General features: G+C 73.6%; 19 protein-coding genes. 9 read left to right on the forward strand and 10 right to left on the reverse strand.

Translation table 11 applies throughout. The annotated features are described in order from the left end of the window. Positions 1 to 118: 118 nt before the first annotated feature. The gene (locus WQO_RS02605; protein WP_010062715.1) at positions 119 to 1378 is read left to right on the forward strand and encodes a serine/threonine protein kinase; all 1260 of its coding nucleotides are present in this window, start codon (positions 119 to 121) and stop codon (positions 1376 to 1378) included. Positions 1379 to 1423: 45 nt separating this feature from the next. Here the strand turns inward: WQO_RS02605 and WQO_RS02610 are convergent, their stop codons facing one another. Together WQO_RS02610 and WQO_RS02615 are read right to left on the reverse strand one after the other, a co-directional pair. Beyond that, positions 1424 to 2416 carry an aldo/keto reductase gene (locus tag WQO_RS02610; protein WP_079055510.1) on the reverse strand — a complete coding sequence of 331 codons (993 nt, stop codon included), beginning with the start codon at positions 2414 to 2416 and terminating at the stop codon, positions 1424 to 1426. A gap of 108 nt (positions 2417 to 2524) precedes the next feature. Continuing rightward, positions 2525 to 3430, reverse strand: coding sequence for a glycoside hydrolase family 16 protein (locus tag WQO_RS02615; RefSeq protein ID WP_010062713.1), 906 nt, complete (start codon positions 3428 to 3430; stop codon positions 2525 to 2527). A 273-nt stretch (positions 3431 to 3703) separates the two neighbouring features. Between WQO_RS02615 and WQO_RS02620 the strand changes: the two genes are divergently transcribed. After that, positions 3704 to 4267: a DNA polymerase ligase N-terminal domain-containing protein gene (locus WQO_RS02620; protein WP_010062711.1), complete on the forward strand. Its 564-nt coding sequence runs from the start codon at positions 3704 to 3706 to the stop codon at positions 4265 to 4267. Positions 4268 to 4293: 26 nt separating this feature from the next. Here the strand turns inward: WQO_RS02620 and WQO_RS02625 are convergent, their stop codons facing one another. Beyond that, on the reverse strand, positions 4294 to 9282 hold the full coding sequence (locus WQO_RS02625; RefSeq protein WP_010062710.1) for a HEAT repeat domain-containing protein: 4989 nt from the start codon (positions 9280 to 9282) through the stop codon (positions 4294 to 4296). Positions 9283 to 9424: 142 nt separating this feature from the next. Between WQO_RS02625 and WQO_RS02630 the strand changes: the two genes are divergently transcribed. From WQO_RS02630 to WQO_RS02640, 3 genes are all read left to right on the forward strand, one after another. Beyond that, positions 9425 to 10804 (forward strand): geranylgeranyl reductase family protein, encoded by a 1380-nt coding sequence (locus WQO_RS02630; RefSeq protein ID WP_010062709.1) that lies wholly within the window; start codon positions 9425 to 9427, stop codon positions 10802 to 10804. Between the two features lie 35 nt (positions 10805 to 10839). Next, positions 10840 to 11982 (forward strand): winged helix DNA-binding domain-containing protein, encoded by a 1143-nt coding sequence (locus tag WQO_RS02635; RefSeq protein WP_010062708.1) that lies wholly within the window; start codon positions 10840 to 10842, stop codon positions 11980 to 11982. A gap of 92 nt (positions 11983 to 12074) precedes the next feature. Continuing rightward, complete coding sequence (locus WQO_RS02640) at positions 12075 to 12296, forward strand: twin-arginine translocase TatA/TatE family subunit (RefSeq protein WP_010062707.1); 222 nt, start codon at positions 12075 to 12077, stop codon at positions 12294 to 12296. A 9-nt stretch (positions 12297 to 12305) separates the two neighbouring features. Here WQO_RS02640 and WQO_RS02645 read toward each other — a convergent pair whose 3' ends face one another. The 4 genes from WQO_RS02645 to WQO_RS02660 all read right to left on the reverse strand — a co-directional run bounded on the left by WQO_RS02645 (position 12306) and on the right by WQO_RS02660 (position 16436). Beyond that, the gene (locus WQO_RS02645) at positions 12306 to 13340 is read right to left on the reverse strand and encodes a hemolysin family protein (protein ID WP_010062706.1); all 1035 of its coding nucleotides are present in this window, start codon (positions 13338 to 13340) and stop codon (positions 12306 to 12308) included. After that, a complete protein-coding gene (locus WQO_RS02650) occupies positions 13337 to 14695 on the reverse strand; it encodes a hemolysin family protein (protein WP_010062705.1) in 1359 nt (452 codons plus the stop codon). The genes WQO_RS02645 and WQO_RS02650 overlap by 4 nt, the downstream gene beginning before the upstream one ends. Positions 14696 to 15066: 371 nt before the next feature. Continuing rightward, positions 15067 to 16002, reverse strand: a complete 936-nt coding sequence (locus WQO_RS02655) for a M56 family metallopeptidase (RefSeq protein ID WP_010062704.1) — start codon at positions 16000 to 16002, stop codon at positions 15067 to 15069. Positions 16003 to 16004: 2 nt separating this feature from the next. Further along, positions 16005 to 16436, reverse strand: a complete 432-nt coding sequence (locus WQO_RS02660; protein WP_010062702.1) for a BlaI/MecI/CopY family transcriptional regulator — start codon at positions 16434 to 16436, stop codon at positions 16005 to 16007. Positions 16437 to 16743: 307 nt separating this feature from the next. Here WQO_RS02660 and WQO_RS02665 point away from each other — a divergent pair, with 307 nt between their 5' ends. From WQO_RS02665 to WQO_RS02675, 3 genes are all read left to right on the forward strand, one after another. After that, complete coding sequence (locus WQO_RS02665) at positions 16744 to 17319, forward strand: TerD family protein (RefSeq protein WP_010062701.1); 576 nt, start codon at positions 16744 to 16746, stop codon at positions 17317 to 17319. A gap of 32 nt (positions 17320 to 17351) precedes the next feature. Beyond that, positions 17352 to 17933: a TerD family protein gene (locus WQO_RS02670; RefSeq protein ID WP_010062700.1), complete on the forward strand. Its 582-nt coding sequence runs from the start codon at positions 17352 to 17354 to the stop codon at positions 17931 to 17933. A gap of 93 nt (positions 17934 to 18026) precedes the next feature. Further along, positions 18027 to 18797, forward strand: coding sequence for a hypothetical protein (locus WQO_RS02675; RefSeq protein WP_010062699.1), 771 nt, complete (start codon positions 18027 to 18029; stop codon positions 18795 to 18797). On the opposite strand, the gene WQO_RS02680 is transcribed toward WQO_RS02675, so the two are convergent. From WQO_RS02680 to WQO_RS02690, 3 genes are all read right to left on the reverse strand, one after another. Beyond that, positions 18700 to 19449 (reverse strand): gamma-glutamyl-gamma-aminobutyrate hydrolase family protein, encoded by a 750-nt coding sequence (locus WQO_RS02680; RefSeq protein WP_010062698.1) that lies wholly within the window; start codon positions 19447 to 19449, stop codon positions 18700 to 18702. The two genes, WQO_RS02675 and WQO_RS02680, sit on opposite strands and share 98 nt — an antisense overlap. Positions 19450 to 19504: 55 nt before the next feature. Then, positions 19505 to 20974: an ethanolamine permease gene (gene eat, locus WQO_RS02685; RefSeq protein WP_010062697.1), complete on the reverse strand. Its 1470-nt coding sequence runs from the start codon at positions 20972 to 20974 to the stop codon at positions 19505 to 19507. A gap of 167 nt (positions 20975 to 21141) precedes the next feature. Beyond that, a complete protein-coding gene (locus tag WQO_RS02690) occupies positions 21142 to 21876 on the reverse strand; it encodes a FadR/GntR family transcriptional regulator (protein WP_010062696.1) in 735 nt (244 codons plus the stop codon). Between the two features lie 133 nt (positions 21877 to 22009). On the opposite strand from WQO_RS02690, the gene WQO_RS02695 reads away from it, so the two are divergent. Beyond that, positions 22010 to 23374: a glutamine synthetase family protein gene (locus tag WQO_RS02695; RefSeq protein WP_010062694.1), complete on the forward strand. Its 1365-nt coding sequence runs from the start codon at positions 22010 to 22012 to the stop codon at positions 23372 to 23374. Positions 23375 to 23418 lie beyond the last annotated feature (44 nt).

The following is a 23418-nucleotide window of genomic DNA, read 5'->3' on the forward strand; positions in this document are numbered from 1 at the left end:
CGCCGGAGACCGGGTGCTCCGGGGTGCCGACAGCCGGAGCGGGCCACCATTCGAGATAGGTGCACAGGTGCTGGTAGCTGGTCGGTACCGATTGGTATCCCCCATCGGTCGTGGTGGCATGGGCGAGGTGTGGCGTGCCACGGACGAGGTCCTGGGACGGGCCGTGGCCGTGAAGCTCCTGCTGGGGGACCAGGCGGACGCCTCGTCGACCGCCCGCTTCCGGCTGGAGGCCCAGACCGCCGCCCGGTTGAGCCACCCGCACCTGGTGGCGGTGTTCGACTTCGGGGCCTGGGAGGACCGGTTCTTCCTGGTGATGGAGCTGGTGGAGGGGCAGAGCCTCGGAGATCTGCTGGCCGCCCAGGAGCGCGTCCATCCCGAAATGGTCGCCCGGATCGCCGGTCAGGCGGCCGCCGGTCTTGCCGCCGCGCACCGTCAGGGCATCGTCCACCGCGACATCAAGCCGGGCAACCTGATGCTGGACGCGGACGGTTCGGTGAAGATCGGCGACTTCGGGATCGCCCAGTTCGTCGACGACCCCTCGACCGCGCTGACGACGGCCGGGCACATCGTCGGCACGAGCCTCTACCTGGCCCCCGAGCGCGCGCTGGGACGTACCGCCGACTCCGCCTCCGACATGTACTCGCTGGGCTGCGTCGTCTACCAACTGCTGCTCGGGCAGCCCCCGTTCCGCTCCGACACGGCGACCGCGACGCTGTACCAGCATGTCGACACCCCGCCGGTCCCGCTGCGGCAGCGCGGTGTGGACATCTCCGCCGCTTTCGACTCGTATCTGCTCGGGCTGCTGGCCAAACAGCCCGAGGAGCGGCCGACCGCGCAGCAGGTCTCCGACTGGTTCCGCACCGACGCCTGGCGCGGCCGGCCGGAGCCCCTCCCGATGCAGGCGCCCCTGTCGCACCGGGCCACCGCCCCCGTAACCCCGAAGGCCTCCCCCGCGGCCCCGCCCGCACCGGCCGGCCCGACGACGTACCGGCTCCCGGGGCCCACAGGGCGCAGACGGCAGGCGCCGGCCCGTTCGGCTCCGGCCCGCCGTCGCAGTACCCGCGAGGCGATCCGGCGGCGCCCCAGGGTGGCCAGCGCCATCGCGGGCACGGCGACGTTCCTGGCCGCCGTGTATCTGGGGATGATCCTGTTCTCCCCGGACTCCAGCTCCGCCGGTACGCCGGACCAGAGCCCGTCGTCGGCCCCGGTGGCCCCCGCGGCCCCCTCGCAGGACGGCGGCGGCGCTCAGCCGCAGGGCGATCAGCAGCCGGACGGTGAACAGCACGGCGACCGGCAGCAGGACGATCAGCGGCAGGGCGGGAACAGGGGCGAGGGCGGGGACAGGAGCAGGGACGGGGAGGACGAGCAGGACGACTGAGTCCCGCTCCCCGCTCCCTCGCCCGTCACTCCCCGCCCGTCGCCGTCACCAGCGGTCGTGGACCTCTGCGCGGATCGACCGGTCGTACAGCTCGCGCACGGCGTCGAGCGTGCTCTGCGGCAGCGGCGGCAGTGCGGCGGCCGCCGCGTTGGCGCGGGTCTGTTCCACCGAGCGCGCCCCGGGGATCACACTGGTGACGCCCGGCTGCTGGATGATCCAGCGCAGCGCGGTCTGCGCGGGGGTGGCGCCTTCCGGGGCCAGCTCGGCGAACTCGGCGGCCGCGGCGACGCCGGTGGCGTAGTCGATGCCGGAGAACGTCTCACCCTGGTCGAACGCCTCGCCGTGGCGGTTGTACGTCCGGTGGTCCTCGGGGCCGAAGACGGTGTCCTTGGTGTACTTGCCGGAGAGCAGACCGGAGGCGAGCGGGACCCGGGCGATGATGCCGACGCCTGCGGCGGCGGCCGCCGGGAGGACCTCGTCGAGCGGCTTGAGGCGGAACGGGTTGAGGATGATCTGCACACTCGCCACTCCGGGGCGGGCGATGGCGGTCAGCGCCTCGGCGCAGGTCTCGACGCTCACCGCGTAGGCGGCGATCCGCTGCTCGGCGACCAGGGTGTCCAGGGCGTCGTAGACGGCGTCGGAGGAGTAGACGCTGCTGGGCGGGCAGTGCAGCTGTACGAGGTCGAGCGTGTCGGTGCCGAGGTTGGCCCGGGAACGGTCGTTCCAGGCACGGAAGTTGTCCAGGACGTAGTTCTCCGGCACCTGGTCGGCGCGGCGGCCCATCTTGGTGGCGACGAAGACGTCCGCGTCGGGACGGTTCTTGAGGTAGCGGCCGATGAGCTGTTCGCTGCGGCCGTCCCCGTACACGTCCGCGGTGTCGAAGAAGGTGACGCCGGATGCGACGGCCGCGTCGAGGACGTCGAACGCGTCGCCCTCCGCGACCTCTCCCCAGTCACCGCCGAGCTGCCAGGTGCCCTGTCCGACGACCGAGACGTCACGGCCGGTCCTGCCGAGTGTGCGCTGTTCCATGGGGATCATGCTATTCCGCTTCTCGTGTCGGACGGGGCGGGGGAACGGGGTGGACGGCGGCAGGAGCACCTCTGCCGCCGTCCACGCTTCGGAGCTCCCGGTCTCAGCCGCCGGTCGTCACGAGGTCGTCACCCGGACGTAGTCGATGACCATCTGCTGCGGGAACTGGGTGGAGCCGTCGGGGTCGCCGGGCCAGTAGCCGCCGACCGCGAGGTTCAGGATGAGGAAGAAGGGCTTGTTGAACACCCACTGGTTGCCGCCCAGATCGGCGGGGGTGCGCCGCTGGAAGACGTTGCCGTCGACGGACCAGGTGATGGAGTCGGGCGCCCAGTCCACGGAGAAGGTGTGGAAGTCGTCCGCGAACGCCTGCCCGTCGGGGAGGGTGTACGCGGCGCCGATGCCGCCCGAGCCGGAGTAGCCGGGGCCGTGCAGGGTGCCGTGGACCGTGCCGGGCTCGAAGCCGACGTTCTCCATGATGTCGATCTCGCCGCTGTCGGGCCAGCCGACGTTGCCGAAGTCGTCGCCGAGCATCCAGAACGCGGGCCAGATGCCCTGGCCGCGCGGGATCTTGATCCGGGCCTCGACATGGCCGTACGCGGCGGCGAACTTGCCGGAGGTGTTGAGCCGGGACGAGGTGTACTCGCACGCCCCGTACCAGCACTGGTAGTTGCCCGGGTTCTCCTTCCGGGCGGTGATCACGAGGTTGCCCTGGCCGTCGAGCGCGGCGTTGTCGTTGCCCGGGGTGTAGTACTGCCGCTCGTGGTTGTTGACGTTGTCGCCGGTCTCGGTCTGCCACTTGCCGCCGTCGACGGCGGCACCGGCCGGCCCGTCGAACTGGTCCTCGAAGGCGACGGCCATGGTTCCCGCTCCGGGAGCCGGGGAGTCGGCGGCGGGTGCGGCGGACGCTCCGCCGGGGAGTGCGGTGAGGATGGCGGAGCAGCAGAGCAGCGAGGCCGCGTAGAGGGCGACGCGGCGGCGCCGGGAGACGCTGCGCGCCGTGGAGTGCGTGGGGTGCACGGTCATCACATCACTTCGCGTGGGGGGACACACACATGGTGGGCATGCGCATGACAGGTCAACGCCGAGAGGTGAACGGTTGGGGCGATCACCTCGGGCGCATATTTCAATTCTTGATTTAAGGGAGTGCCACAGGAGCCGTCAATAACTTGGTCCGGACCGGAGAAGGAACGGCATGCTTCATCGGCATATGCACCTGAAGGCAGCGGCCCCGTCGTGCGGTTCCTCCCGGGCGGCGGCAGAGTGGAGATACGGACCGGGCGGCGAAGGGAGCACGACGTGGAGAACGACGACACACCGCGGCCCCACTTCGTCGTGCAGATCCATGACGCCCGACGGCTGCACTTCGACTTCCGGCTGGAGGTCGACGGCGTACTCAAGTCCTGGGCGGTCCCCCGCGGGCCGTCGGAGAACCCCAGCGACCGCAGGCTCGCCGTGCCGACGGAGGATCACGCTCTGGAGTACCGCGAGTTCGAGGGGGTCATCCCCCGGGGCGAGTCCGGCAGCGGCACGGTCATCGTCTGGGACCAGGGCACCTACCGGCCGCTCGGACACGACGGGCAGGGCGACTCCGTCCCCTTCGCCGAATCCCTGGAGCTGGGTCACGCGACGTTCTGGCTGTACGGGTCGAAGCTGCACGGCGAGTTCGCGCTCACCCGCATCCAGCAGGGCGACGAGCCGGACAGCGGCGGCCATGAGGCCTGGCTCCTGATCAAGGCCAACGACCGCCTCGCCGTGCGCGGCAGGCCCGGTTCACCGGACCCGTACCACGCCCGGTCCGCCCGTACGGGACGGACGCTGCACCAGGTCGCCGCGGCGGCGGCCCGGGGCGGCGAGGGCTGACGCGCGGACCGGGAAGCCTTGCCCGTTCACGCCCGTCCGTCCGTGATCCGTCCGTTCGTGGCCTGCTCGTCCGTGATCTGCGTGAGCACCTCCGTGTAGAGCGACCGCCGGTCGGGGCGGGCGTGCGCCTCGGCCCGGCGCAGGGCCGGAACCGCCGCACCGCCGAAGCCGACGACCGCGTCCCGGGCGGCTCTTCGGACCGCCGGCTTCGCATGGTCGAGGAGCCGGACCAGGTCGGGCAGCACGGGCGCCCAGGCGGCGCGGCCTAACGTCCGGACCGCCATACGCACCACGTCCGGCAGCGGGTCGGCCAGCAGGAGCGCGGTGAGCCGGGCGTGGGTGTCCCGGTCGAACAGGGCGCGCGAGACCCGGTGCGCGTGCAGCCGCACCCCGGCACGCGGGTGGCGCAGCAACTCCTCGATCAGTGCGCGCAGTTCCGGGTCCGGACGGGCCCCGGGCGCGTACTCCTCGACGAGGCGGGTCAGGACCTCCCGGGTCCGCCCGGGCGGGCCGGTACGGGCGAGGTCGAGCAGCCCCGGCAGCGACGGTGGGTCCGCCGGGGGCACCGGGGCCCGCGACGGGGTGCGCAGGGAGACGAGCGCGGCAGCGTCCTCGGGTGCGGTCCCGGGGGCGCGCAGAGGGCCGTCGAGGAGGACGAGCGCGTCGGCCAGGGCCTCGCGGCCTTCGGTACGCAGAAGGCGCTCGGACCGGGTCAGCAGGGGGGTCCGCAGCAGGCGCAGGCCGGTCAGCAGGTCGAGCAGCCCGCGTTCGCCCGCCTCGATCCGGGGCGCCAGGAGGTGGGCGAGGGCATCGGCGGGAACACGGCGCAGCGCGGTGCGGGCCGCCTCGTGCACCGCGGGCGGACCGTGCTCCCACCATGCGACGAGCAGCGGGACGAGCGGGGGCAGATCGTCCTCGGGCAGCCGGTCCACCCAGCGCAGCGCACGCTCGGGCAGCACCCCGTGGGTGGTCAGCTCCCTGTCCAGCACCGGATGCGGGGAGGCGGTACCTGGGAGAACGTCGATCCGGCCGCGCAGATACGCCCGCAGGAGGGCGCGCGACACGTCGGGCTCGGGCCAGTCGCGCAGGGCCGACGCGGCGGCGGTCCGGCGCTCCTGGCTCTCGGCGTCCAGCATGGCCAGCAGCCGGGACCGCTGGGCGGCCGACCGGGGCTGGTCGAGATCGTCCGCTTGCGGCGGACGTGCCGGGGCACCGGCGGCCGCGTTCGCAGCCCTGGTCTCGGCGATGGTCCACTCAGGCGCGTCGAGCGGCTGAAGCTCGGTCATCCAGTCGACGAGGTGCGCCCGTGCCTCGGACGCGGCCCCCGGGTACGCCTCGACGAGCGCGCGGAGCAGGCGCCGGGAGCGGGGCACGGCGGGCGGGTGGGCGGGCCTTTCGGCGGTGGGGCCGGTCGCGTTCGCCGCGCGGGGGCTCCTCTCCACCACACGGCCGACCCCTTCCGCACCGGGAGGGTGCGGGGCACCGACCGCGGCGGTCGCGTTACGCCCCCGGAACTCCGCCAGCGCTTCGGGGGTCCGTGCCGCTGCTGCCAACTCGTCCTGCCACGCTGCCGGTTCCTCGGTGGTCACGCCCTCACCCGGTACGCCGAACGCCTCACCGAGCACGGCGGGCGCGGCTCGCCAGGGGTCGGCGCCCAGGTGGGCAGCGGTCAGCGCCCGGTCGAGATCGGCGCGGACGAGCACCGCACCGAGCCGCCGGAGCAGAGGAAGCGGGCAAGCGGCCGCCTCGGGACGGGGTGAGCCGCCCGGGCCTGCGGGCGGCAGGGCGCGGAGCGCCTCGACGACCGGCAGGCGCCGGCCGGCGGGCAGGTGGGGTGCGACGGCGTGCAGGACGTCGATCAGCTCTCCCGCCTCTCCGTCGAACCCGGCCGCCTCTCCCCCGCCCGCGGCGGTGCCGAACGCTTCGGTGACCGTACCGGCGTGCCGGGCGAGCACGGCCACCTCGTCGGCGGACCACGGCCCCGGGCACAGACGCAGGGCGCACCGCAGCAGGCGGCTGCGGAGTCCGGCCTCGTCGGTCCGGGCGGCCAGGCCGAGCCAGTGGTCCAACAAGGCCCGCGCCGCCGGTATTTCGTGGGCGTCCGCCGTGTCCGGGGGTGCGGGCCGACGGGCGATGCGCAGGGCCGTGTCCGGATCCCAGCCGGTCCGCAGCAGAGTCGCCACATCCGGGTCGGCCCCGGTCGCGGCCCTGCCCGGGGCGTCCTGCGGCATCGGCACACCGTGGCGCGCCAGCGGTTCCGCCAGGTCCGCCACGGAGCCGGAGCCGTCGGCAAGGCGTACACCGCCGTCCGCGACGAGCGCCAGCAGGGCGGGGACGACCGGCGAGGCGCCCGCGTCGAGGGCGAGCACGGCGCGGGCGGTCACCTCGCCGTCGAGAGCGCTCAGCAGAAGGCGGCGCGTGCGCTCGTCCCCGGCCGCTTCGGCGGCGGCGAGGAGGGTCGCGGTGCGGGCGTCGCCCACGACCGCCCCCAGTGCCCGGGTCAGGGCGGTCCGCAGCCCCGGGTTGTCGTCGCGGCCGAGCGCGCGCAGGAGATGCGGGACGGAGGCGGGCGCTCCCGCGTGGAGCAGGGTGGCCGCCGCCGTCTTCCTGATGTTCATGTTCGGGTGGTCGAGGCAGGCGGCGACCGCCTCGCCCGCCCAGTCGGCCCGTGCCGTGCCCAGGGCCAGCAGGGCCGCCCGTACGGTCCGGATGTCGGGGTCCGAGGTCAGCGGAACGAGCGTCGCGGACAGGGCCCGGGCGTCCGCGCCCGAGCCGTCGTGGGCGAGCAAAGCGATGACGTGCTTGCGCACGTGCGGATCGCGGCTGCGGAGCAGGCGGTGCACCCGTGCCCGGGTGGCCGCGGTCGCGGGGACCTGGAGCAACGCCTTGAGCAGCACCGCCTGTTCGCCGCCGGTGAGCCCGGGGCGCTCCAGCAGGCCGAGCACCGTCGCGGTGAGGAACGCGTGGCCCGCGCCGGTGTCGTCCGGGGCGTCGAGCAGACAGACGGGCCTGATCCGCCGCCTCCGCCACAGCCGGCTCCCGAGTGCGCGCACGGCCTCCAACGCCTCGGCGGGCAGCTCCGGTTCGCCGTCGGGCCGGGGCCGCCCGGCGGATACGAGGTCGGGATACGGCGTGCGCGGCCGCGGCCGGGGCGGCCCCGCGTCAGGATCGCGGGGCGCGGCGAGATCGCGCACGATGCGCAGGAGCAGGTCGGACACCAGGGGCAGGGCCCCCGTACCGGCGTACTCGGCGATCCGGCGGAGTGCCGCCACGGGGGCGTCCGCGTCCACGCGGGCCCGCAGAACGGCCAGTTCCCGCTCGTCGGGGGCGCCGAGGTCGGCCTCGACGGCGTGCGGGAGGTGCCGGGGGTCGAGCCGGCCGAGCAGGTCCCGCCGCTGTTCGGGTACGCGGGTGAGGTGCCACAGGAGCGCCAGCGCCCGGTCGCGTACGGGGCGCAGCTCGGGCGCGATCGGGGGGCGGGGTGAGCGGTCCGGTGCCGGGGGCGGGGCGCCGAGTCCCGAGGGCCGGCCGCCCGACGCCGGGGACGGGCCGCCCGATGCCTGGGGTGGGCTGTCCGGCGCTTCGGGTGGGCCGTCCGGCGCCGAGCCCGGGGCGTCCGTCGGAGCGTCGATGCCGAACGCTCGGGCCAGTGCCGATCGCGTACGGTCTCCGCCGATGGCCTCCAGGGCGTCGAGTGCGGCCGACGGGGCCGAGGGCAGCAGGGCGAGTACCGCGTCCTCGGCGTTCGGAGGGCGCAGGGCGCGGATCGCGGCGAGGAACGGGCGCGGGTTCCGGGCGGCCGGGAGCAGCCGGGCGATGGTCTCGCCGATGGGGACGTCGGTGACCCCCTGCCGCTCCAGGGCGACCAGCAGCTCCAGCCGGCGCGGCCAGTCCGGGGCAGCGGGCGGGGCGTCGACGAGGGCGTCGAACAGCGGGCGACGGCACGTGTAGAGGACCGTGGCGACGTCCTCGGCCGGGACCGTGTGGTCGGTCAGGGCCAGACCGAGGACGGGCCCGGCGTCCCGGTCCGCCGGGAAGTGGCCGCGCCGGTGCAGTCCGCGCAGACAGGTCAGCACCGGCCCGGCGAGCAGGAGGGGGTCCGTGGCGGCCAGGGCCACCAGGCGTCCGACGTCGGTGCGCTCCGCCCGCTCACCCAGGAGCTCCACGGCCTGCCGGCGCAGGGCAGGAGCGCCGGCCGGGTCCTCGGCCGTGTTCCACAGCACCGCGTGGTGCCCGTGCCGGGCCGCGGCGACGAGAACGGCCGCCGCGAGCGCCCCACCCCCACCACCCCGCGCACCCGCCGACCGGGTCAGCAACGACGGGGACAGCGGAGTCACCGCTGCCCAGGGCTCGGCGAGTTCGCGCAGCGCACCGGTCACGATGTCGTGGTCCGGCGCGTCGAGGAGGCGGACCAGCCGGTCGTGTACGAACGCCGGTGCCAGCAGTCCGGCGTGCAGTCCTTCGCGGGCCAGTCGCAGCGCCTCGGCCTGGAGGACCGGGTCCCCGGTGCCGATGAGTTCGGCCACCAGACGGTCGGGGCGGTGCGCGTCGGCGGCGGCGCTCTCGCGGACGGCCCGGTAGAGGGGTTCGCCCGCCGGCTCCGTGTGCAGGACCGCCGGGTCGCCGACGAGTTCGGTCCGCAGCCAGGCGATCCGTACCCGGGCGGGCAGCACGGCCGCCCGCCAGTCGGGCAGCCGGGGGCGCGGCTTCCGCGGACCGAGCCGGGCGTGGAGTCCGGCGAGCAGGAGGGACTCCTCGGGCGACGACCCCACCGTGTCCGGCAACAGGTGTGCCACCAGCGCGAGCTGACCGTCGTCGGCGTCCGGGGCGTTCGGGGTGTCCGTGCGCTCGGCGAGGAGCGTCAGGCCCAGGTGCCGGAGGCGGGGGACGGGGTGCCGGACCAGTCGGCCGAGCAGGTCCGGTGGGCAGGTGCGGGCGTCGAGGCGCCGGGCCAGGAGACCGGCGTCGGCGCGGTCGAGGGCATCGCTGATCGGGTCGTCCGGCGGGGTGGTCACCGACGGAGCGTAGACGGCCGGTTCACTTCCCCGCCCCCGGTTATCCGGACGCCGGGTATCGCCCCGGCCCGTCGTGATCGATGATGTCGGGCGGGGCCGCCGCCCCGGGTCAGAGCAACAGCCGTGGGAGGAAAGGGTGGTCATGCGGGAACAGCCGACGGACCCGGCGACGACGGACACGGACGCGCGGCAGGCGTCCCGTACGGATACGGACGCCCAGGTGATCGTGGTGGGGGCGGGCCCGGCCGGCTCCTCGGCCGCGTACCACCTGGCGCGGGCCGGGGTGGACGTGATCCTGCTGGAGAAGGCCCGCTTCCCCCGGGAGAAGGTGTGCGGCGACGGTCTCACGCCGCGGGCGGTGCACCAGCTCATCCGGATGGGCGTCGACATCACCGCACCGGGCTGGACGCGTTCGCGTGGGATGCGCTGGGTGGCCGGGAAGCACCGGGTGCACATCGAGTGGCCGGCGCTGGGCCGCTACCCGGACTTCGGCCTCTCCCGCAGCCGGCACGACTTCGACGACATCCTGGCCCGGCACGCAGTGGCGGCGGGGGCCCGGCTGTTCAGCGGCTGGAAGGCTGAGCGGCCATTGACGGACCGGGCGGGCCGGGTCACCGGGGTCGCCGCGTCCTCGGACTCGCCGGACGTGCCGGAGCCGGTCGACTTCCGCGCGCCGGTCGTCATCGCCGCCGACGGGGCGTCCGCCCGCCTCGCCCTGGCGCTGGGTCTGGAGCGGGACCCGCGACGGCAGATCGCGACCGCCGCCCGGCGCTACTACCGCAGTCCCGAACGATCCCGGGAGGAGTACCTGGAGCTGTGGGCCGACCTCCGCTTCCCCGACGGGGGCCCGTACCTCCCCGGCTACGGCTGGATCTTCCCGATGGGAGACGGCCGGGTCAACGTCGGACTCGGGGCGCTCCCCCACCGGCGGCACGGCAAGGCGGACCTGCGCGCCACCCTCGACCAGTGGCTGGCCCGCACCCCGCAGGAGTGGGGGCTGCGCGAGGAGAACGCGGAGGGCCCGGTACGCAGCGCCGCCCTGCCCCTCGGTTTCAACCGCCATCCGCTGTACACCCGGGGGCTGTTGCTGGTCGGCGACTCCGGCGGGATGGTCAGTCCCTGGAACGGCGAGGGCATCGCCCAGGCGATGGAGGCGGGCGAGGTGGCCGCCGAGACCGCGGCCCTCGCCCTGGCGCACGCCCAAGGGCCCCGCCGTGAACAGGTGCTGCGCGGCTACCCGGTGGAGATGAACCGCCGCTGGGGCCGCTACTACCGGCTGGGCAATACCGCGGCCGACCTGGTCTTCAGCCGCTCGGGCTTCCAGCCGGTGCTCAACCGGTACGTCATGGGCTCGCCGTTCCTCCTCGACCTGCTGGCCCGGCTGCTCACCGACCTCACGGACAAGCCCTCGCGCGATGTGGCCGACCATGTCCTCAACACCGCGTTCCGCCTCGTCCCGGCTCCGGGTCCGAGCCGCCGGCGGGGTGCGGGGCGGGGCGGGCCGCTGGGCCGGAAACGCTGACGGCCCACCGCGGGAATGGACCGGAGAAGGACGGCATGACCATCACCGCTCGCGAACTCAACCGCTCCACGCTCGCCCGGCAGTTGCTGCTGCGGCGCGAGCCGCTGGACGCCGCCGAGGGGGTGCGGCGCGTGGTGGCGCTCCAGGCGCAGCAGCCCGCCTCGCCCTATCTCGCCCTCTGGAACCGGCTCGCGGACTTCGATCCGGCCGGTCTCGACGCCGCGTTCACGGACCACACGGTCGTCAAGGCGACGCTGATGCGGCTCACGCTCCACGCCGTGCACGCCGAGGACCACGCGGTGTTCCGGGAGGCCATGCATCCGGTGATCCGCGCGTCCCGGCTGGGATCCCGCTTCACCGCGTCCGGGCTGACCGCCGAGGACGCCGAGAAACTCGTCCCCGGGCTGCTGGAGTTCGCGGAGCGGCCCCGGACCACCGCCGAGTGCGAGGCGTGGCTGGGCGAGCGGCTGGGCGCCCCGCCGGAGCCGGGGACCTGGTGGGGGCTGCGGCAGTTCACGCCGCTGCTCCACGCGCCCACCGCGCCGCCGTGGTCGTTCGGCCACCGGCCCTCGTACATCGCGCCGCGGACCGGCCCTCCGCGCACGGACGCGGAGGCGTCGGCCGCTTCGCTGCGGACCCTCGTCGTGCGCTACCTCTCGGGGTTCGGGCCCGCGTCGGCCGCGGACGTCGCGCAGTTCGCGATGGTCACGCGGTCCAGGGCGCGGGCGGCGCTCGCGGAACTGGCCGGGGAGCTGGACCGGCTGGAGGGCCCGGAGGGCGAGGAGCTGTTCGATCTGCCGGGTGCTCCGCGACCGGACGCGACGGCACCCGCACCACCCCGGCTGATGGCGATGTGGGACAGCGTTCTGCTGGCGTACGCGGATCGCGGCCGGATCCTGCCGCCCGCGTACCGCAGGGTCGTGATCCGTGCGAACGGGGACGTGCTGCCGACGCTGCTGGTCGACGGGTACGTGGCGGGGGTGTGGCGGCCGGTCGACGGGGGCATCGAGGCGGCCGCGTTCCATCCGCTGCCCGAGGAGGTCTGGGAGGGGCTCGCCGTCGAGGCCCGGTCGCTGGTGGGGTTCCTGGCCGGCCGCGAACCGGAGGTCTACCGGCGCTACGGCCACTGGTGGAGCCGTCTCCCGGACGCCACCGTGCGGCTGTTGCCCGGTGGCTGAGGTCAGTGGCCCGATCCTCGATTCCACGAACGCATGCTCTACAGGCCTGTAGATTACCTCCGTCGTAGACCACTCCGGAGAAAGCAGCAGCCATGTTGGGGATCGGCGAACTCACCCTCGTTCTTCTCGTGATCGTGGTGGTCCTGAGCATCAAGCGGCTGCCGGATCTGGTGCGCTCCGCCGGCAAGGCCGCGCGCATCCTCCAGAGCGAAAAGCGGGCGCTCAAGGACCAGGAGCCCGACGCGGACGGCGGCCCGCACCGGCCGTCCCCCCGGGTCATCCGCGGGGAGACGGCCGAGCGGGACACCCCCTAGGGCCGTCGCCTAGGACACGGCCTCGGGCGGCGCCTGCGGGTGCAGGAGCCTGGCGAGCAGGTCGTCCAGGCTGACCAGTCCGGTGAGCCGGCCCTCGCCGTCCCGTACGACGGCGATGGTGGCCCGCCGCTCGCGCAGTTGCTCCACGGCGTGGGCGGCGGTCTCCTCCGGGGCCAGCTCCGGGACCGGGCGGGCCAGATCCCGGGCGAGGGCCGCCCGCGACCGGGCGCGGGCGACGAGGGCGTCGCGCGCGTGCACCGATCCGAGCACCTGCTCCCCGTCCCGTACCAGCAGGCGGGTGCGGTCGGCCTCGGCGGCGGTGGCCAGGACCTCGTCGAGTCCCGCGTCGGCCGGGACGGTCACGATCCGTTCGGCGGGGATCTGGACGGCGGAGACCGGGGCCTGCGGTTCGGTCAGGGACCGGGTCATCAGGCCGGAGTCGCCCTTGCTGATCAGCCCGAGCCGCTCGGACTCCTCGATGAGGTGGGTGAGCTGGTCCCGGTTGTGCACCGAGGTCAGCTCGTCGCGCGGGGTGACCCGGCAGAGCCGCACCAGCCCGTTGCTGATCCAGTTCATCAGCCGGATCAGCGGCCGTACGGCGTTGACCACGGCCCGGAAGGCCGGGCTCAGGAGCATCGCCGAGCGCTCCGGGTGGGCGATGGCCCAGGACTTCGGGGCCATTTCACCGACCACCATGTGCAGGAAGACGACGACGATCATCGCCAGCGCGAAGGCGATGCCGTAACTGAGGGCGGCGGGCAGCCCGAGCTTCTCCAGCAGCGGGTCCAGCTCGTGGGAGATGGCGGGCTTGGACACGGAGCCGAGGCCCAGGGTGCAGATGGTGATGCCGAGCTGAGCGCCCGCGAGCATCAGCGACAGCTCGCGCATCCCGGCGAGCGCCGCCTTGGCACCGCGCTGCCCGCGGGCCACGGCCTGCTCCATGCGGTGGCGCTTGGCGGCGACCAGGGCGAATTCGGCGGCGACGAAGAACCCGCTGCCGATGAGCAGCAGGACGGTCACGAAGAGGGCCAGGGGGAAGCTCATGCCTGCGGCTCCTGTCCGGTGCGGTCACCGTCGGCAGTCGGATCGGCGTCGGCGGTGCGGTCCTCACGCTCGATGCGGACGTACTCGGCGACGTGCCGGTCGAGCGAGCGGACGGCGATCCGGACGCCGGAGACGGTCAGCCGGTCCCCCACCGTCGGGAAGCGGCCGAGCCGGTCGATGATCAGTCCGGCCAGGGTGTCGTAGTCGTCGCTCTCCTGCGGCAGTTCGACCCCGGTGGCCTCCTCGATCTCGTCGAGGCGGCGGCCCGCGTCCACGATCCAGCCGGAGCCGTCGGGGACCGCGAGTTCGACGACGGTGTCGGACTCGTCGGCGATGTCCCCGACGAGTTCCTCCGCGATGTCCTCGTACGTGACGATCCCGGCGAGAGAGCCGTGCTCGTCCAGGACCACGGCGAACTCGTCGTCGCGCTCCCGCATCTGCGTCACGGCGGCGGGCAGCTTCAGCAGCTCGGGCAGCAGGAGCGGATCGCGGGCCAGCGATCCGACCGTGGTGCGGCCGACCTCCGCGGCGGGCAGCCGCATCAGCTCCCGTACGCCCAGGACCCCTGCGGGGTCGTCGGGGTGGTCGCCGAGCACGGGGTAGTTGGAGTGCCCGTGGCGGGCGATCAGCTGCACGGCCTCGGCGGCCATGGCATCCCGGCGGACGAAGGCGACGTCGGCGCGCGGGATCATCACCTCGGCCAGGGTTCGTTCGGAGAACTCCAGGGCGTGGTCCATCAGTTCGGCGGTCGCGGCGGGCAGCTCGCCCTGCTCGTGGGATTCGCCGATGAGGTGGCCCAGCTCCTCCAGGGTGGCGCCGTGGTGCAGTTCCTCGACGGGTTCGATGCCGATCCGGCGCAGCAGCCGGTTGGCCGCGCTGTCGAAGATGTGGATCACCGGGCCGACGACCCGGAGATAGATCAGAGTGGAGGCGCCCAGGGACTTCGCCATCCGCTCCGGGATGGCGAGGGCCAGGTTCTTGGGGGCGAGTTCGCCCAGGACCATCTGGATGACGGTCGCCACCACGAAGGACAGCACGACGGAGATGCCGGAGACCACGCCGTCGGGCACGCCGGTGCCGCTGAGGGCGGGGCGCAGCAGCGCGGAGACGGACGGTTCGGCGAGGAAGCCGACGACGAGCCCGGTGACGGTGATGCCGAGCTGGGCGCCGGAGAGCATGAACGAGAGGCGCTCCAGCACCTTCACGGCGCGGGCGGCCCGCTTGTCCCCGGCCGCGGCCTCCCGGGCGAGGGTCAGCCGGTCGGCGGAGACGTACGCGAACTCCTGGGCCACGAAGTAGCCGGTCCCGGCGGTCAGGACGAAGACGGCCAGGAGGCCGAGCAGCGCGGCGATCATCGGGCCCTCGCCCCGTAGGAGCGGCGCCCGGCCCGGCCCGTGGCCGCGTCGGCGGATCGGATGCGGTGGAAGTCAGGCCCCGGAGGGCGAAGATCGGGCCCCGAAGGGCCCGTACTGGCAGACAACGCGTGGCTCCTGTCCGGCTGGGGGTTTCCAGCCACTGTCTGGAGGGGTTCGGCCCCCTCCGCCGCACCGGTGCGTTTCCGGTTCTGCCCATGGTCGGGCCTGCGGTCCATGAACTCTACAGCGGAGTAGATGGACGGTTCGGGGGTGGCTTCCGTGACGAGAACCGTACGCCAATGGGTCCATCCAGTGACAGAACGGATACTTCTCGCGGTCACACCGGGTCGAGCGCCGCGCGGGGACAGCCCCTACAGCGGGGTCGCCGCCTCCAGTACGAGGAACAGGGCGACGGCCGCGTTCAGCGCGGACAGCGCGGAGACGGTCGTCCCGGCCGCGGCGACGAGCGCGGCGGCCCCGGCCGGGGTGAGGGCCGGGGGCCAGCTCCGGTCCGGCGGCACCGGACCCAGGAGCGCCGCCACCCGGCGCGGCACCGGGCCCGCGGTGGCGAACGCGGCGAAGGCCGCGCCGCCGGGCACCGGGCGGGCGACGAGCGCCGCCTTGCCGACGGCACGGGCGGTCAGCCGGCGGTCGCCGGTGACCCGGGCCGCCTCCTCGTCCGCCCAGCGCTCCGTGCTGTAGACGAGGGCACCGAGCAGCGGCCACAGGAGGGGGTTGACGCAACCGGCCAGCCGGGTCGCGAGCAGCAGCCGGTGATGGCGTCCCGTCAGATGGGCCCGCTCGTGGGCGAACAGCGCCCGGCGCTCGGCCGGTTCGAGGGAGGCGAGCATGGCCGTGGAGACCATCACCCGCCCCGGGGAGCCGGGGAGCGCGTAGGCGTACGGGACGGCGTCGGGCAGCACGGCCACGCCGTCGTCCCCTCCCAGCCCCCGGAGCGCCCGGTGGGCCCGGACCCGGAAGCGGAAGTGGCGGTGGACGGTGAATCCGCAGGCCGCGGTCACGACGACGAGCGCCAGGATGGACGCCTTGCCCGCGAACGCGTCGTGCGGCACGGCCTCGCGGACCTCGTCGTCGGACCAGCCGTCGGGCAGCGGGTTGCCGGGCAGCTGGGCGGTGCCCACGACCACCAGCAGCCCGAGGCACAGCAGGCTGCAGGAGGCGAGGATGACGGCGACGGTGGTCAGCAGACGGGCGGCCCTGCGGGGGTGCAGATGCTGTTCGGCCAGGCGGGCGATCGGCAGCGCGCTCAGGGGCAGCACGAGGGGCAGGTAGACGAAGACCCCCATCGTCAGCGCTCCGGCCGGTCCGAGGGCGCGCCGGTGTCGTCGGGGCCGCTCTCGGCGAGCAGGGACCGCAGCAGGTCCTCGTCGTGGGAGGAGAGGACGGAGACAAAGCTGGAGAGGACCGCGTCGCGGTCGCTCTGCTTGTCGAGGAGCCGGCGCATCCGCAGGGCGGCGAGTCCCGCCTCGTTCGCCACGGGCTCCCACAGGACGGGACGTCCCCGTCCGGTGCGCGTGACGGCCTGCTTGGCGTGCAGCCGGGTCAGGATGGTGATGACGGTGCTGTACGAGAGGCCCGCACCGAGCCGCTCCTGCACCCAGGCCGCGGTCACCGGTTCGCTCGCCTCACCCAGCACCGACAGCACCTGGGCCTCCAGCTCGCCCTGGCCACGCCTGCGGGCGGGCGCCTCCCGTTCGCCACCGGCTCTTTCGGCGTCCACGGCCCGGCCCCTTTCTCCGTCCGGCCGCCCGGCACTCTCCGTTCGGCCGCCCGGCCGTGGCACTGGACCCGCCGGGCATCGGGGAATCGTATCCAGCCGGCGGAGCGACCGGCCACCGACAGGCGCGGGACCGCCCACGCCCGGCCGGCGCGGACCGCTCGCACCCCGGCTCGCCCGTCTCCCGACCCGCCCGTCTCCCGACCCGCCCGTCTCCTGACCCGCCCGTCTCCTGACCCGCCCGTCTCCTGGCCGCAAAAATCTACAGTGCTGTAGATTTTCCTCACCGCTGCCGACAAGGGAGAAGATCATGGGTGTGAGCCTCGCCAAGGGTGGAAACGTCTCGCTGAGCAAGGAGGCTCCGGGGCTGACCGCGGTCCTCGTCGGTCTCGGCTGGGACGTCCGCACCACCACGGGCTCCGACTACGACCTGGACGCGAGCGCGCTGCTCTGCGACGAGGCGGGCAAGGTGCTCTCGAACGAGCACTTCGTCTTCTACAACAACCTGAAGAGCCCGGACGGTTCGGTCGAGCACACCGGCGACAACCTCACCGGTGAGGGCGAGGGCGACGACGAGATCGTCAAGGTCGACCTCGCCTCGGTGCCCGCGACCGTCGCGAAGATCGTGTTCCCGGTCTCGATCCATGACGCCGAGAGCCGGGGCCAGAGCTTCGGCCAGGTCCGCAACGCGTACATCCGGGTGGTGAACCAGGCGGGCGGCGCGGAGATCGCCCGCTACGACCTGAGCGAGGACGCCTCCACCGAGACGGCGATGGTCTTCGGCGAGCTGTACCGGCACGGCGCCGAGTGGAAGTTCCGTGCGGTCGGGCAGGGTTACGCATCCGGGCTGAGCGGCATCGTCGCCGACTTCGGCGTCAGTCTCTGAACCGCTCGGACGCGATCACGGAAGGCGGAACGATGACGATCAACCTCACCAAGGGGCAGCAGGTCAGCCTCACCAAGTCCGGCGGCGGCGAGCTCGATGTCGTACGGATGGGTCTCGGCTGGAAGTCCGCTCCCCGCAAGGGATTTCTGGCGCGGCTGACCGCCCGCGAGATCGACCTGGACGCCTCGGCGGTGCTCTTCGCGGGCCAGGCCCCGCAGGACGTGGTCTTCTTCCAGCATCTGACCAGCGACGACGGCTCGGTCCGGCACACCGGGGACAACCGGGTCGGCGGTGCGGGCCAGGGCGGTGACGACGAGTCGATCGTCGTCGACCTGCGCCGCGTACCGGCCCATGTGGACCAGATCGTCTTCACGGTGAACTCGTTCACCGGCCAGACCTTCGAGGAGGTCGAGGCGGCGTTCTGCCGGCTGGTCGACGAGAGCAACGGGCAGGAGCTGGCCCGGTACACGCTGACCGGCGGCGGTCGGCACACCGCCCAGATCATGGCCAAGGTCCAGCGGACCGGCTCGGGCTGGCAGATGACCGCGATCGGCGCGGCGGCGGACGGGCGGACCTTCCAGGACCTCATGCCCGCGGTCACGCAGCACCTCTGACCCCGTCCGGCAGCTTCGCGGGGGTGCGCACGCGGCACGTGCGCACCCCCGTACCGCACTGCACATCGACATACGTATCGACCGAGGGACAGCATGGGCAGACCTTCCCGGCTCGGGGACGAGGACAGATCCGACTACGCGAGCGCGCTCGACGAGGTGATCGCCTCCCCGGAGATCCGACGCCTGCTGGAGCGCTCGGGCGTCCCCGGCGCCCGGCTGCGGGTCCGGGGCCTGGCGGCCGTGGCGCGCACGGCGGCCGCCGCCGACGCGGAGTACCGGAGGTACGCGGCCCTGCGGCTCCACGCCCAGGGCGGGCGGCGGGACGCCCGGACGGCGCCGCTCTCCGGTCCCGGCGACCAGGAGCGGCCGGGGCCCGGGGTGCTGGCGGTCCTCGGGGTGCTGACACCGGTGCTCGCCGCCGTGGCCGCGGCGACGTTCCTGCTGCTCGGGTACGGTCTGCGGCTCGCCGACACCCTGCCCGCCCTGGCGGACACGCTCGTCGGCGTCGGCTGGTTCAGTCTGGTCGTCGCGGCGCTCGCGGCCCTGGTCAGCGTGGTGGCCCTCTACCGGACGGCGGCGCGGCAGTCGGCGGTGGACGCGGTGACCGTGTCCGGCCACTCCGCCGACGGTTCTCCCGCGCTCGCCCAGGCCCGTGAGGCGTGGCTCGTGGCGTTGCGCGACCGGGGGATCCGGCCGTTCCTCCTCCAGGAGCTGGCCGAGGCGGGGGCCTCCGCGCCGGTTGCGGGCGAGGGGCGCGGCTCCCGGTTCAGCTCACCGGCGTTCGCGGGGCCCGACTACTCCGGTCCGGGGTTCGAGGGGTCGCAGCGGCCCGCTCCCCGGCAGCCCGGACCAGGGCGGCCATGACCCGGGTGTCCTGGCCCATCTCCGGGTGCCACTGCACCCCGAGCACCAGGCTTGCAGGGTCCGGCAGTTCGAGGGCCTCCACCGTCCCGTCCGGGGCGTGGGCGGAGGCCACCAGGCCGGCGCCGAGGCGGTCGACCGCCTGGTGGTGGTACGCGGGCACCATGGCGGTCTCGGGGACGGCGTCCGCGTACGCGGTGCCGGTCACGGGGGTCACCGGGTGGCTGCCGAAGACGCCGAGGCCGCCGGTGTGGTCCTCCAGGTGCTGGATCAGCGTGCCGCCGAGGGCGACGTTGAGCAGTTGCATGCCCCGGCAGATGCCGAGCAGGGGGACCTGCTGGTCGATCGCGGCCCGGATCAACGCCAGCTCCCAGGCGTCGCGTTCGCGGGCCGGGGGGCCGGTACGGGGGTCGGCGACCGCGCCGTAGCGGGCGGGCTCGACGTCCGCTCCCCCGGCGATCACCAGCCCGTCCAGCGCGGCGACGGTGTCCCGGGCCGCGTCCTCGGCGTCATCGGGCGGCAGCAGCACCGCGAGCCCGCCCGCCGCCCGGACGAGGTGCGGATAGGCGGCGGGCAGCAGGACCGCCGGCATCTCCCACACCCCCCACCGGGCCGGGTCCTGGTAGGTGCTGATGCCGATGACGGGCCGGGGCATGGAACGTACTCCTTCGGTCGGGGGATCGCGTCGGCGGCCGGGGACTCCGGCGTGCTCAGTCGCGGGCGAGTTCGGCCTCGGCCGCCGCCAGTGCGGCGAACTCCTCCTCCGGGGCTCCCGCGACCAGCCGGTGACGGCTGTAGAAGGCGAAGTAGGCCAGCGCCACCGCGTACACGGCGAGCGCGATGAACGCCGCGTCGCGGTCCACCAGGAAGGTCGCCACCAGGGCCGAGCATGCCAGAACGAAGGCGACGGACGAGGTGAGCGCGCCGCCGGGGGTGCGGTAGGGGCGCGGCAGCTCCGGTTCGCGGCGGCGCAGCACCAGGTGGGAGAGGGCCATGAGCGCGTAACTGATGGTGGCGCCGAAGACGGCGACGTTCAGCATCCGGCCGCCGTTGCCGCTCCAGGCGGCGAGCGTGAAGCCGATGACGCCGGGGATCAGCAGGCCGAGGTAGGGGGACTTGCGGCGGTTGGTGAGGGAGAGGAAGCGGGGCAGGTAGCCCGCCCGGGAGAGGGCGAAGAGCTGGCGGGATCCGGCGAAGATCAGGGAGAAGAAGGAGGCGACGAGTCCGGCGAGGCCCGCGTAGTTCACGAAGCGGCTCAGGGCGGTCGGCTCGCCGTCGCCCTGGAGGGCCACCACGAGCGGGTTCCCGGCCTCCTTGATGGCGTTCGCGCCCTGGGCGCCGGTGGCGGAGACGAAGGTGATGAGGGCCAGGAAGACCAGCACGGCCAGCGAGATCGCCAGGGCCTTGGGCATCGAGCGGACCGGGTCCTTGGCCTCCTCGGCGGCGAGCGGCACGCCCTCCACCCCGAGGAAGAACCACATGCCGAAGGGGAAGGCGGCCCAGATCCCGAGGAGTCCGTACGGCAGCCAGGAGGAGGAGCCGAAGGCGGAGGCGTCGGCCGGGATGTCGTTGAGGCGCCCCGCGTCGAACTCGGTGAACGCGCCGACGGCGAAGACCAGCAGCGCGGCCACCGCGATGGCGGTCACGACCAGGCTGAAGCGGAGCGCCTCGCCGACGCCCCAGAGGTGGATGCCGATGAAGATCGCGAAGCAGGCGAGGTAGACGGGCCAGCCGGAGGTGAGGCCGAAGAGGCCGAGCGATTCGACGTAGTCGCCGATGAAGAGGGAGATGGCGGCGGGGGCGAGGATGTACTCGATGAGGATGGCCGTCCCCGTCAGGAAGCCGCCCCAGGTGCCCAGCGCCCGCCGGGCGAAGCCGTAACCGCCGCCCGCCGTGGGGAGGATGGCGGAGAGTTCGGCCAGCGCGAAGACCAGACACGCGTACATGACGCCCATCAGGACCATGGCCACGGCGAGTCCGCCGAAGCCGCCCTTGGACAGGCCGATGTTCCAGCCGGAGAAGTCCCCGGAGACCACGTAGGCGACGCCGAGTCCGGTCAGCAGGAGCCAGCCGGCGCTGCCGCGCCGCAGGGTCCTGCGGTGCAGATACGCGTCCGAGCCGGACTTCGCCGGGCCCGCGTCACCGGGTGGTCCGGCGGGTGTTTCGGTTCCCTGAGCCATGAGGCGCTCCAGATGTGGGTCGACGTCATCGTTGGAACTGCTTCGATCAAAGGTTCGTCGGCACACCTTTGTGGAACGGGGCGGCGCCTGGCAAGGGGCGTGCGTTAAAGAGTGGTTACGGATTCGCCTCGCCGGGTGCCGTCGGCCCGGGCGTCATCGCCCCGGACTCAGGCGAGGAAGCCGCGCAGCAGGGCCGCCGTGCCGCCGCAGTGTTCGCGCATCATCTCGCGCGCCGCGTCCGGGTCCCGGTCGAGGACCGCATCGACGACGGCCGCGTGCTGCTGCTGGGAGTGCTCCAGGTTGCGCACCAGCAGCGGGATGCCGTCGAGCAGTTCGTTGAGGGTGGCCCGGACGGCGGCGTACTGGGCGGCGAGTGTGCGGGAGCCGGAGAGTTCGGCGAGGGTGAGGTGGAGCAGGGTGTCCTGGCGGCGGTAGTCCTCCAGCCGGGCGCCCTGGGTGGCGTCGAGCGCTCCGCGCAGCCGGTCCTCGCCGTCGGCCGTGAGCCCCTCGGCGCACAGGCCCGCAGCTCCGGCCTCCAGTACCTCGCGGAAGCGCAGGGTGTCCTCGACGTCGACGGCGGCGATACGGCGGCGCAGTTCGCCGCTGCCGTCGGGGGCGGCGGTGCGCGGCAGGACGAACGTTCCTCCGTAGCGGCCGCGGCGGCTCTCGACCATGTTCTGGTCCTGGAGGACCTTGAGGACCTCGCGCAGTGTCACCCTGCTGATCCGCAGGTGCTGGGACAACTCGCGCTCGGAGGGCAGGCGTTCGCCCGGTGGTACGAGGCCGAGGCGCAGGAGCTGGAGGACCTGTTCCAGGGCCTCCTCGAAGCCGTTGCCCGCGCGGACCGGGCGCAGCACGGAGTCCAGCGGGCCGGGCGTGGGATCGCCCGTGCCGCCCGCCATCCCGTCCGCCTCTCCCGGTACCCCCGGACGGGTGTCGTCCGCTCTTCCGCTCGTGGCCACTGACGGATCCCCTTCCCAAGCAATGGTTCTCTGTCATACCTTATGCCTCCCGGTTCACCCAAGGAGGCATCCCGTGGCAGACCGCACACCCCCGCTCGGCGTCGACGAGCTCCGCTCACGCGTCGCGGACGGGTCGATAGACACCGTGGTGCTGGCCTTCCCGGACATGCAGGGCCGCCTTCAGGGCAAGCGGTTCGCGGCCGGGTTCTTCCTCGACGAGGTGCTGGAGCACGGCACCGAGGGCTGCAACTACCTCCTGGCCGTGGACACCGAGATGCAGACGGTCGACGGCTACGCGATGTCCTCGTGGGAGCACGGCTACGGCGACTTCGGCATGGTTCCCGACCCCGCCACCCTGCGGCCCGTCCCGTGGCACGAGGGGACCGCCCTGCTGATCGCCGATCTCGCCTGGCACGACGGCAGTCCGGTGGTGGCCGCCCCCCGGCAGATCCTGCGCCGCCAGCTCGACCGGCTGGCGGAGCGCGGCTGGACGGCCCAGGTCGGCACGGAGCTGGAGTTCATCGTCTTCCGGGACAGTTACGAGGAGGCCTGGGACCGCGACTACCGCGGGCTGACCCCGGCCAACCAGTACAACATCGACTACTCGATCCTCGGCACCGGCCGCATCGAGCCGCTGCTGCGCCGGATCCGCAACGAGATGCAGCGGGCGGGGCTGACCGTCGAGTCCGCCAAGGGCGAGTGCAATCCCGGCCAGCACGAGATCGTCTTCCGCTACGACGAGGCGCTCACCACCTGCGACCAGCACGCCGTCTACAAGACGGGCGCCAAGGAGATCGCGGCCCAGGAGGGCGTCTCGCTGACCTTCATGGCCAAGTACGACGAGCGCGAGGGCAACTCCTGCCACATCCACCTCTCGCTGACCGACGCGGACGGCGAGAACGTGATGGCGGGCGAAGGACCGGACGGCATGTCCGAGGTGATGCGCCACTTCCTGGCCGGGCAGCTCGCCGCCCTGCGGGACTTCTCCCTCCTCTACGCCCCCAACATCAACTCCTACAAACGCTTCCAGCCCGGCTCCTTCGCCCCCACCGCGGTCGCCTGGGGCGTCGACAACCGCACCTGCGCCCTGCGGGTCGTCGGCCACGGGCGCTCGATGCGCTTCGAGAACCGGCTCCCCGGCGGCGACGTCAACCCGCATCTGGCCGTCGCCGGACTGGTCGCCGCCGGACTGTACGGGGTCGAGCACCGGCTGGAGCTGCCCGAGGCCTGTACGGGCAACGCCTACACCGCCGACTACGACCAGGTGCCGACGACCCTGCGCGAGGCCGCCGAACTGTGGGAGACCAGCCCGATCGCCAAGGAGGCGTTCGGCGAGGAGGTCGTCGCGCACTACCTGAACATGGCCCGGGTCGAACTGGCCGCGTACGACTCCGCGGTGACCGACTGGGAGCTGCGCCGCTCCTTCGAACGCCTCTGATCCCTCGAACGCAACTGACCACCACCCGCTTCCCTGATCGGGGT

Source organism: Streptomyces globisporus C-1027 (genome assembly GCF_000261345.2).
GTDB lineage: Bacteria > Actinomycetota > Actinomycetes > Streptomycetales > Streptomycetaceae > Streptomyces > Streptomyces pakalii.